We start from the raw sequence: 9,101 nt of genomic DNA on the forward strand, positions 1-9,101 counted from the left end.
TAGGCTGTCTGTAACGAATCCGACGCCCTATTACATCAGTTTTTACTCTGTGAAATTAAATAATACGACATTAAATGATGTAAAGGTAATTGCACCTTTTTCATCCGTTAACTTCACCTTATCCGGCGTTGATCTCCACGGGGTTTTATCGTGGGCGACGATTAATGATTATGGTGCGAAAAGTGAATTTTTTTCCACGCAAATTTAAACACAACTGATTAATCTGTGAGTAATGTTATGTCGAAATATAAATCTTCAGTTTCACCGGCTGTGATTCTTTTAGGGTTGCTGACGGGTGTCTGTACTACGTTATTTTGTGGTTCTGCTTCGGCTGCCGGGGCTGGGTATTGTAGGCCTGTTGATTTATCCGTCCCCGATTTTAGTTTTAGCTATATTAAGACTATAACCTCACCGACTGATAACCAAACAGGGGTAACCCCGGTCGTTTATGACTGGGATTTAGGTCGGAGCTACAAAGCCGTATGTGACACAGATCAGTCTGGCCCGAGCTTTTATTTTAAAGCGGAGCCTAATGTTCACTCCGTTGGGCATGCGAGTGGATGGTATGTACTTGACAACAATATAGAATATCAAACTCAAATCATGGTATATAATGCTAATGGGAATAAGGAAACTTATCATACGGTTCCTTTTACCGACGTAGCTAATAATGTATCTCATGGCAATATAAAAGGAAAAGAAACAGAATTTACTACAGGAAGTAGGGGGAACGTGAAGCTCTATATCAGACGTCCCTTTGTTGGCAAGCATATCATTCCCTATGAAATCATTGCCAAGCTTTATACCACGACTGTTCCAGGTAATTATACGTCATTTTGGGTTGCGCAAGTGAGCATGTCGGGAACCGTTACCGTGCCACAAAGCTGTGTTATTAATGAGGGGGATATTATCAATATCGATTTGGGTAACATTGCGCAAAATGCGTTTACCCAAAAAGGACAATCCCCAACCGGGTTTTCTAAAAAGAGAGTCGATTTTTCGATAAAATGTTCAAGCATTGGTAATGGCGTGGCCGTGACCCTTGAATTTAATGGTACGCCGGACACGACTGACTCAACGGCTTTAAAAACTGACAACAAAGATATCGCCATTCGCATGGACGATACCTCAAACAAACCGATCAGTCCTCAGGGTGGGGAGATCCCGGTAAACTTTAACTACACCAACCAAACCGGTACCAGTGCGATGCAGCTTTATCCCATTAGCACGACCGGCAATATGCCAGAAACAGGGATATTCAATTCCCAGGTGACGGTTGGAGTGGATATACAGTAAAAAGACGAAACCGGCATGGCAGCGCAGAAGAATGAGTGTGTGATTCTCAAGTGAAAGGAAAATGCTGGCCGTGTAACCCGCGATAACGCCAGGCATAGCCGAAGGCCGTTTTATCAGCAACCAACAGTGCAGGAATGTCGGCAGTCTGGCCCGGTGCGAGAGAGGTTTTCGCACCGGGCTGGTGTAACACCGCTTTTTAGCGCCTTACGCTTTTTCCCCCGACATTAATAAACGCATATCTCACTCTCGAGTTCCGGCTGGAATGTAGATAGCGGATTTAAGCCAGTGAAAGGATCAGTGTCGGTACTGCCCCGCTTGAGACCCGGGTGGAACAGTCATTATGCTCTCCGGCGACGTTATTTCGCCTGCAATTCTCTGCGCACGATTTCTGCACCGGCGCTTAACGCATCCAGCTTGCCTCGTGCGACGCCACGCGGTAGCGGGATCATGCCGCAGTTGGTGCACGGATAAAGTTTGTCCGCATCAACATACTGCAGCGCTTTTCGAAGCGTAGCAGCGACTTCTTCCGGTGTCTCAATTGTATTGGTGGCCACGTCGATGGCACCGACCATCACCTTTTTGCCGCGAATAAGCTCCATCAGCTCCATCGGAACATGCGAGTGATGGCACTCCAGAGAAATAATATCGATATTTGATTTTTGCAGTTTCGGGAAAATCTCTTCGTACTGTCTCCACTCAGTGCCCAGCGTTTTTTTCCAGTCTGTGTTGGCTTTAATGCCGTAGCCGTAGCAGATGTGGACAGCCGTTTCACACTTCAGCCCTTCAATGGCTCTTTCTAATGTGGCGATACCCCAGTCGTTTACTTCATCGAAGAAGACGTTAAAGGCCGGCTCATCAAACTGGATAATATCGATACCCACCGCTTCTAATTCTTTCGCTTCTTCATTGAGAATTTTAGCGAATTCCCAGGCGAGTTTTTCGCGGCTTTTATAGTGATTGTCATACAGCGTGTCGATCATGGTCATCGGTCCCGGCAGGGCCCATTTGATCGGTTGGGTAGTTTGCTTGCGCAGGAACTTCGCATCTTCAACGAAAACAGATTTCTTGCGGCTCACCGGGCCCACGACGGTCGGCACACTCGCATCATAGCGGTTGCGGATCTTCACAATCTCACGCTTCTCGAAATCCACGCCCTCGAGATGCTCGATAAATGTTGTGACGAAGTGCTGGCGCGTTTGCTCGCCGTCACTGACGATATCAATGCCTGCCTGTTGCTGATCTTCCAGACATAAACGCAGGGCATCGAGTTTGCCGTCAACTAATTCCTGACCTTCCAGCTTCCACGGCGACCAGAGTGTCTCTGGCTGCGCAATCCAGGAAGGCTTAGGCAAACTGCCCGCAGTCGATGTGGGTAATAATTTTTTCATCACAGGTGACCTTATATTTTTATGGATAAATCAGATAACGGGTTCAGCAGACCATTGTTTAAGAACAGACTGATAAGGTTTTATAAATTGTTCTTCGGTAAATTTCCCTTGCTCAACAGCCAGCTGGCTACGTTCTTCCCGGTCATAAACAATGCGGGTTAATGAATAATCCTGGAAATTCAAACTTGGTTGATACTGTTTTCCCGCCCGGGAATTAGCATTGTAAATTTCAGGGCGATAAATCTTCTGGAAAGTCTCCATCGTACTGATGGTACTGATCAGCTCAAGATCGGTGTAATCGCTGAGTAAATCGCCACTGAAGTAAAACGCCAACGGCGCAACGCTGTTTTCAGGCATGAAGTAGCGGGCGCGCAACCCCATTTTGGCGAAGTAGTCATCCGTCAGGGAAGGGGCATCCTGCTGATATTCGATGCCTAAAACTGGGTGCTGAGTACCGGTGCGATAATAGGTGTTTTTGCTCGACACACTCAGGCAGATAACCGGTGTTTTACTGAAGTGCGCTTTGTAAGTATCAGAACTAATAAAACGTTTAAATATATCACCGTGTAATACGCCAAAATTATCCGGCAGGCTAAATCCTGCTTTATCTTTATTATGTTCTGGCAATACCACGCTGAAATCATAATCGCGCACATACGAGGAAAAATTATTTCCTAAAATGCCTTCAAAGCGCTGATTGGTTTTTTTATCAAGGATACTTGTTTTTAAAATTTCAATTACCGGGAAGGCGTCGGACACTCCCTCGCCCTTGATATTCAGCTGAGCTGTAATGATGTCCAGCTCAACGGTGTAGCGGTCACTTGTGGGGTTGTCCCACTGCGCCAGAGAATTAAAGCGGTTATCGATCATTGCCAGGGTATTGCGCAGGTTTTCCTGACGTTTCTCACCCCTGGCCAGATTGGCAAAGTTAGTGGTAATACGCGTATTTTTCGAAGGGTTATAATCTTCGTCAAAACGAATTGTCTTAAGCGAGAATGTAATGTCTTTTTTCATTTTTATCAGGTGTCCTGGCTGCTGAAAATTAATGATATTTCAGTAGTCTTTGAATTTTTATGGATAAATCGCGATGTATCTTTTATGCCTGAGTCATTGAGTGAAAAACAGTGATTTAAATTCACCAAACATGAGACAAATTCATGATCCTGCCTGCGCATCACCGGGATACTTCGGCGCTGGCCGAAGCATCTCCTTTTTACCGGCAATAGGCTGAGTGAAATTCATGAGAGGGCAGCAAGATGATCGCAGTACTTTTTGAGGCAGACGCACTCCCCGAAGCGCGTGAGCGCTATCTTGAACTGGCGGCAGAACTGAAGCCGTTGTTGTCGGACACAGCGGGATTTATCTCCATTGAACGGTTCCAGAGCCTGAGCACACCCGGAAAAATTCTCTCGTTATCATGGTGGGAAGATGAGGAGGCGGTCGCCGGATGGAAGCAGAATATGATGCATCTGGCAGCCCAGAAAGAGGGCAAACAGTCGATTTTTTCATACTACAGAATACGCGTGGCCCGGGTATTTCGTGATTACTCGTCCGAGACATCTTCGAGCAAAGGAGCGCAACAGCATGTATGACATTCACGTTGTTCTCGATAATACTTCGTATTCGCTGGCTTCCTTCGGACGCGTGCTTGGTCTTAACGGTGTCGGGCTGGAAGGTGGTGGGGTTTTTACCACTCCGGACGGCGGGCACGCGCATTTTCTGATAGAAGACGGCGAGAAAGCCCGCCAGGTTCTGACTGACGCAGGCTTTGACGTGAGAAAATTGTCGCGTCCGCTGATAAGGAAATTACCCCAGAAGCAGCCGGGCGAGCTGGGAGAAATCGCGGATACTTTGGCACAGAATGGCATTCGCATTCTGGTACAGTACAGCGATCACGATAACCGGCTTATTCTGCTAACGGATGACGATATCCGGGCGGCTGAAGTCACCCAAAAATGGGCAACACACGCTGTATGAAAGTTCTTCACAACGAACACGACAGTGAGCCGGATGCGTCTCTTGAACAATCCATGTCACTGGTCGCTTCCGCCATCTCTGACCCGTCACGGGTCAGTATTTTGTGCGCCCTGATGGACGGGCGCGCGTGGACAGCCACGGAACTCAGTGCGGTGGCGGGCATCGCTGCCTCCACCACCAGCGGGCACCTCGCTCGGCTTCTCAGCAACGGGCTGGTGATTTGCCTGACGCAGGGACGCCACCGCTATTACAGTCTGGCGGGCCATCATATCGCCGGGCTGCTGGAAAACCTCATGAGCGTTTCCATGCGCAGCCAGACTGCTTTTACTCCGACTACGCCGGTCGTTTTACGTTACGCCCGAACCTGTTATGACCATTTGGCTGGAGAACTGGCGGTAAAAATCTATGATTTTATGCTCCATGACCACTGGATTGTGGCTGACGGCAATGCGCTGACGCCCGCCGGGAAAGCGCATTTTCAACGTATTGGCGCAGTGCTTGATCCGCGTCCGCGCCGCAAGCCTTGCTGCCCGTGCCTCGACTGGAGCGAAAGACGTTTTCATCTGGGCGGGGATGCGGGGCAGGCACTCATGACGTTGTTACTGCAGAAAAAGTGGATCACCCACACGCAGGGCTATCGCGAAGTGACCGTAACCCGCAGCGGCAAGATAGCGCTGAGTCGACTGTTTAGTTTGGATCTGGATTAGCACCAACCTGGATAAAAGGATGGAGTGTCGCGGGGGGCGTTTATGGGTATCGCAGGATTTATCTTTTTGCGCGATGGGGGAAAAGACAGGATTGGAGATAGGGGAGACGGCGAGGCTGATTGGGCCTAAAGGTTCGGATTTAATTCGTTTTCTTCGGACTTCGCGAGACAAATTGAGGGCACAAAAAAGCCCGCAGGGCTTGCACCGTGCGGGCTCTTAGGACTTCATCGGATGACTCTGGTAATCACCGATGGAGAATTTTGGGCTGGGGGAGTCTGAATTGGTTTTATAACATTTTGTTTTGTATGAGATAATTACCAGTTCAATTTTCATTTTGGTCCCATTGTTGGTCCTAAAAGAAAATGTCAGGTTTTTGTGGGATATTTGTTGATGAATGACAAACATACTTATTATCTGGAGGCTAACATCCTCGGGTAGTATTTTGCCACGATATCATTCATCTTTTCTGTCAGATCGTACCGCTTAAAAGTGATGTGCGCAGTACCCTTCTGAAAGTAACGAATGCTAAAGAACTCATCTTTGTAAACATCCTTCGAAGGGTTGTCCCGAATATGCTCCATCAATCGAGTAGTAACATCGCCACGGTTGTCGGGTATCGGTTTACCATCAAGCAGAAACAGCATTCGTTCCAGGTCCGCTAATTGATCCCGCTGCCAGCCCCAGTTTAAGCTAAAGCCCCAGCGGCTATGCGTCACCAGATTGTTGACGATGATCTTTTTACCAAAGCTGCAGGGACTATTGGTTTTGTAATCCCACGACAGCCCTTTAAAGACATTGATAATGCCACGCTCAAATACATCCATTTTGTTCCGATGTAGCTGCTCAAAAGTACTGAGGATATTCGCCTCGCTGATGGCAGGCAGATCCCCCTCCTCCAGGTTCTTATGCCACTGGTCACGGGCCTGAGCATCCATCAAGGCCATCATGCCAGACTTCAACATCAAGTCTCGCCAGATACTGCGGTCAATATTGCGGGTGACGGCAGGCAGAGCTTTATCCACCTTTTCAGTCATCCAGCTATCGTAGCGGTGTCCAGCCTTCATCGCCCAGTCTTGGGCAGTGCCACCGCCAACTTCTGAAGTTAACCGTGAAATGGCATCAAGCTGCTGGATGAGCTGTTCAATCTGCTGCAGTGCTGCATCGCGGCCAGAGACTACTCGTTCGATACTGGTCGAACAGATGAGTTCATTGTGTTCCGTTAATACATCGGGTTCTGTTTGCATCGTCAATCATCCATAAAAGCAAACACGCCTGCCGGGAATGGCAGGCGCATTATGCGGTGAATATAAAGAGTGGAAAGTGCAGAGGTAAAAATCAGGAATGAGGCTCGAAGAATTTAAGAATTCATTAATCCGGTAGCTCGCCTGGCTCTGAGAATATCTGTAGCGGTCAGAAATGGCGTCTGCTCCTGCCAGGTGAATCCTTTGCGGTCAGTTCGCACCAGCTCGTAGCGTTCCACTAGGAAATTCACCGCATCAGCCAGTGTTATTCCTGCTTCGATATGTTCCTGAATAGCCGCGTCCTCATGGAATGGCGTGTCGTTGAGTGTGAGGCCGTAATGGTTCTCCAGCAGATAAGTTAACAGTTGCTGCCAGACCTGCACGGGTGACAGATGTGACAAAACCGGCACCGTGGCCGGTACAGTTGAACTTTGCATGTGTTGAGTCCCTTAATAAAAGAAGAGAAGGTTTGAAGGTTTACAAAGCCGGGATGATGCTGAGCATCAGCCTTTAACCTGATTCGAGGGATAAACAGCGATATACACGTACCCATGACTGCCCAGCGAATCGGCTTCACAGGTCAGCCCTTTACGATAAAGCGTGACGCAGTGCGCGCATCGGGGATTCAGCTCACCGGAGAGCAGCATCAATTCCATATACGCGACAAAATGCGGAAAGGCTTCATCCAGTTGTCGGGCCTGTGCTTCGCTAAACGTGCCGATAAATCCTGCCCGGTCCGCCAGAAAATGCAGACGATGACCTTCCTGTACCAGCCGCGCTCCGAAACACGGTTCCATATCTCGTTTAAGACCCCAGGTTTGAGTAACGTCTTTATTCATAATTTTATTCCTGTTTAAAGAAGGCCATGTTCGGCGAAAGAGAAAATCTGTCTGCCACCGACAATCAGGTGGTCGGGCACTCGAACTTCCACCAGCATCAGCGCCTGCACCAGTCTCTGGGTAATAACCTTGTCTGCCTGACTTGGTGCAACCTCCCCGGAAGGGTGGTTATGGGCAAATATCACCGCCGCAGCGTTAAAGTACAGGGCGCGTTTCACCACTTCCCGGGGATGAACTTCAGTGTGATTGAGGGTGCCGGTGAACAGTGTTTCGTGGGCAAGCAGCTGGTTCTGGTTATTGAGGTACAGCACGACAAATTCTTCACGCTCAAAGGTTCCCATTTTCAGCCTGAGCCAATCGCGAGTGGCCTGTGTGGAGGTGAATGCCACACCCGGTTCGCGCAGGTGTTGTTCAAGCAGTGAATAGACCCTAGTTTCCTAGACGGTTCCGTGCCTCATGAACCAGGCACTTTCATACTCTGCAGGTGCTTGATCTTCACATGCGCTGTGACGACGCCTGGCATTATAAAACATCTCTATATAATCGAAGAGATCCGCTTTCGCTTCTGCTCTGTTTTTATAGATCCGTTTCTTGATACGCTCTCGCTTCAGCAGCTGGAAAAAACTTTCTGCTACCGCGTTATCATGGCAATTACCGCGGCGACTCATACTGCTTTTTAAATTGTGAGATGCCATAAAATGCTGGCACCTTTCGCTGGTATATTGAGACCCCTGATCTGAATGGATCAATACTTCTGCCGTTGGTTTACGCCGCCATACTGCCATCAATAATGCATCCATCACTAACTCAGCGGTCATTCGTCCTCCCATGCTCCAGCCTATAACCCGACGTGAGAAGAGATCGAGAACAACGGCCAGATATAACCAGCCTTCATGCGTCCTTATATAGGTCATGTCACTCACCCAATGCGTATTTGGGGTCGGGACAATGAACTGCCGCTCAAGGTAATTAGGGCTGGCAACCGACGGTTTTCCACCACCGTAGTAACGTCGTTTTCGATATCCGGTCTGGGATGCTAATTCAGCGAGCCTCATTAACCGCGCAACCCTGTTACGTCCAGCGCGTTCACCCAGGTCTTTCATATCGAGCCAGATTTTTCGGTAACCATAAACCGTACCACTTTCAAGCCACAGTTGCTTAATGAGGCCAGTCTGGCGTTCATCCTGTCGGGCGCGCAATGATTCTGGCTGCTTTAGCCACTGGTAATAGCCGCTGTAATGAAGGCCAAGGACCAGGCACATACGGCGTACAGGGTAAAATGGCGACATTTTTTTAATAAAGGCGTACTTCAGCCGGATGTTCTTGCAAAGTACGCGGCGGCCTTTTTTAAAATATCTCGCTCTTCAGTTACCCGCTTAAGTTCTTGTCTGAGACGTTTTACTTCAAGCTGGAGAGCATCATCCTGTTTGCGCTGGGGTTCAGGTTTTTGGTAACGCTTAACCCAGGCATAAAGGCTGTTAGTCGATACCCCAAGTCGTGAGGCGACCTCAGATACGGGATATCCCTGCTCAGTGACCTGCTTTACGGCTTCGATTTTGAATTCTTCAGTGAACGTTTTTGCTGACATAAACACTCCTTCATTAAGCCTCCATTATGAGGCAAAAAAGTGTCTACGAAACCCGGGTCTATTCA

Annotated in this window: 11 protein-coding genes and 2 pseudogenes; 5 read left to right on the top strand and 8 right to left on the bottom strand. The window is 48.5% G+C overall.

What is annotated here, in order from left to right; translation table 11 throughout:
- Both VJY99_RS02680 and VJY99_RS02685 read left to right on the top strand, forming a co-directional pair.
- Nucleotides 1-208 (top strand): annotated as a pseudogene (locus VJY99_RS02680) (long polar fimbrial chaperone LpfB); the annotation flags it as partial.
- 17 nt (nt 209-225) lie between these two features.
- On the top strand, nt 226-1,296 hold the full coding sequence (locus VJY99_RS02685) for a fimbrial protein (RefSeq protein ID WP_324116089.1): 1,071 nt from the start codon (nt 226-228) through the stop codon (nt 1,294-1,296).
- Between the two features lie 46 nt (nt 1,297-1,342).
- On the opposite strand, the gene VJY99_RS02690 is transcribed toward VJY99_RS02685, so the two are convergent.
- The 3 genes from VJY99_RS02690 to VJY99_RS02700 form a co-directional block, all read right to left on the bottom strand.
- Complete coding sequence (locus VJY99_RS02690; protein WP_324116091.1) at nt 1,343-1,486, bottom strand: hypothetical protein; 144 nt, start codon at nt 1,484-1,486, stop codon at nt 1,343-1,345.
- A gap of 166 nt (nt 1,487-1,652) precedes the next feature.
- On the bottom strand, nt 1,653-2,684 hold the full coding sequence (locus VJY99_RS02695; RefSeq protein WP_100779234.1) for a methionine synthase: 1,032 nt from the start codon (nt 2,682-2,684) through the stop codon (nt 1,653-1,655).
- A 30-nt stretch (nt 2,685-2,714) separates the two neighbouring features.
- On the bottom strand, nt 2,715-3,698 hold the full coding sequence (locus VJY99_RS02700) for a DUF1852 domain-containing protein (RefSeq protein ID WP_268195717.1): 984 nt from the start codon (nt 3,696-3,698) through the stop codon (nt 2,715-2,717).
- A 242-nt stretch (nt 3,699-3,940) separates the two neighbouring features.
- On the opposite strand from VJY99_RS02700, the gene VJY99_RS02705 reads away from it, so the two are divergent.
- The 3 genes from VJY99_RS02705 to VJY99_RS02715 are packed head-to-tail and all read left to right on the top strand — an operon-like array spanning nt 3,941 to nt 5,368.
- Nucleotides 3,941-4,276 (top strand): antibiotic biosynthesis monooxygenase family protein, encoded by a 336-nt coding sequence (locus VJY99_RS02705; protein ID WP_107703000.1) that lies wholly within the window; start codon nt 3,941-3,943, stop codon nt 4,274-4,276.
- On the top strand, nt 4,269-4,661 hold the full coding sequence (locus VJY99_RS02710; RefSeq protein ID WP_324116095.1) for an amino acid-binding protein: 393 nt from the start codon (nt 4,269-4,271) through the stop codon (nt 4,659-4,661). The genes VJY99_RS02705 and VJY99_RS02710 overlap by 8 nt, the downstream gene beginning before the upstream one ends.
- On the top strand, nt 4,658-5,368 hold the full coding sequence (locus VJY99_RS02715; RefSeq protein ID WP_324116097.1) for a helix-turn-helix transcriptional regulator: 711 nt from the start codon (nt 4,658-4,660) through the stop codon (nt 5,366-5,368). Before VJY99_RS02710 ends, VJY99_RS02715 begins: the two co-directional genes overlap by 4 nt.
- Nucleotides 5,369-5,778: 410 nt before the next feature.
- On the opposite strand, the gene VJY99_RS02720 is transcribed toward VJY99_RS02715, so the two are convergent.
- The 5 genes and pseudogenes from VJY99_RS02720 to VJY99_RS02740 all read right to left on the bottom strand — a co-directional run bounded on the left by VJY99_RS02720 (nt 5,779) and on the right by VJY99_RS02740 (nt 9,036).
- Nucleotides 5,779-6,612, bottom strand: a complete 834-nt coding sequence (locus tag VJY99_RS02720) for a DUF4942 domain-containing protein (protein WP_324116098.1) — start codon at nt 6,610-6,612, stop codon at nt 5,779-5,781.
- Nucleotides 6,613-6,725: 113 nt separating this feature from the next.
- Nucleotides 6,726-7,046, bottom strand: coding sequence for a TA system toxin CbtA family protein (locus VJY99_RS02725; protein WP_324116100.1), 321 nt, complete (start codon nt 7,044-7,046; stop codon nt 6,726-6,728).
- Between the two features lie 66 nt (nt 7,047-7,112).
- Complete coding sequence (locus VJY99_RS02730) at nt 7,113-7,448, bottom strand: type IV toxin-antitoxin system YeeU family antitoxin (protein WP_324116102.1); 336 nt, start codon at nt 7,446-7,448, stop codon at nt 7,113-7,115.
- A 14-nt stretch (nt 7,449-7,462) separates the two neighbouring features.
- Nucleotides 7,463-7,864, bottom strand: a pseudogene (radC, locus tag VJY99_RS02735) (RadC family protein); the annotation flags it as partial.
- A 21-nt stretch (nt 7,865-7,885) separates the two neighbouring features.
- Nucleotides 7,886-9,036, bottom strand: a protein-coding gene (locus VJY99_RS02740; protein ID WP_324116104.1) for an IS3 family transposase whose coding sequence is annotated in 2 segments (ribosomal slippage) — nt 7,886-8,799 and nt 8,799-9,036 — 1,152 coding nt in all. Because the reading frame shifts where the segments join, the coding sequence is not laid out codon by codon here.
- Between the last annotated feature and the right edge of the window lie 65 nt (nt 9,037-9,101).

Source organism: Buttiauxella sp. (assembly GCF_035271705.1).
Taxonomy (GTDB): domain Bacteria; phylum Pseudomonadota; class Gammaproteobacteria; order Enterobacterales; family Enterobacteriaceae; genus Buttiauxella.

Bases quoted from the DNA above. Each gene is read 5' to 3' on its own strand.
- VJY99_RS02695 (WP_100779234.1), bottom strand. From the start codon at position 2,684: ATGAAAAAATTATTACCCACATCGACTGCGGGCAGTTTGCCTAAGCCT.
- VJY99_RS02700 (WP_268195717.1), bottom strand. From the start codon at position 3,698: ATGAAAAAAGACATTACATTCTCGCTTAAGACAATTCGTTTTGACGAA.
- VJY99_RS02705 (WP_107703000.1), top strand. From the start codon at position 3,941: ATGATCGCAGTACTTTTTGAGGCAGACGCACTCCCCGAAGCGCGTGAG.
- VJY99_RS02710 (WP_324116095.1), top strand. From the start codon at position 4,269: ATGTATGACATTCACGTTGTTCTCGATAATACTTCGTATTCGCTGGCT.
- VJY99_RS02715 (WP_324116097.1), top strand. From the start codon at position 4,658: ATGAAAGTTCTTCACAACGAACACGACAGTGAGCCGGATGCGTCTCTT.
- VJY99_RS02720 (WP_324116098.1), bottom strand. From the start codon at position 6,612: ATGCAAACAGAACCCGATGTATTAACGGAACACAATGAACTCATCTGT.
- VJY99_RS02725 (WP_324116100.1), bottom strand. From the start codon at position 7,046: ATGCAAAGTTCAACTGTACCGGCCACGGTGCCGGTTTTGTCACATCTG.
- VJY99_RS02730 (WP_324116102.1), bottom strand. From the start codon at position 7,448: ATGAATAAAGACGTTACTCAAACCTGGGGTCTTAAACGAGATATGGAA.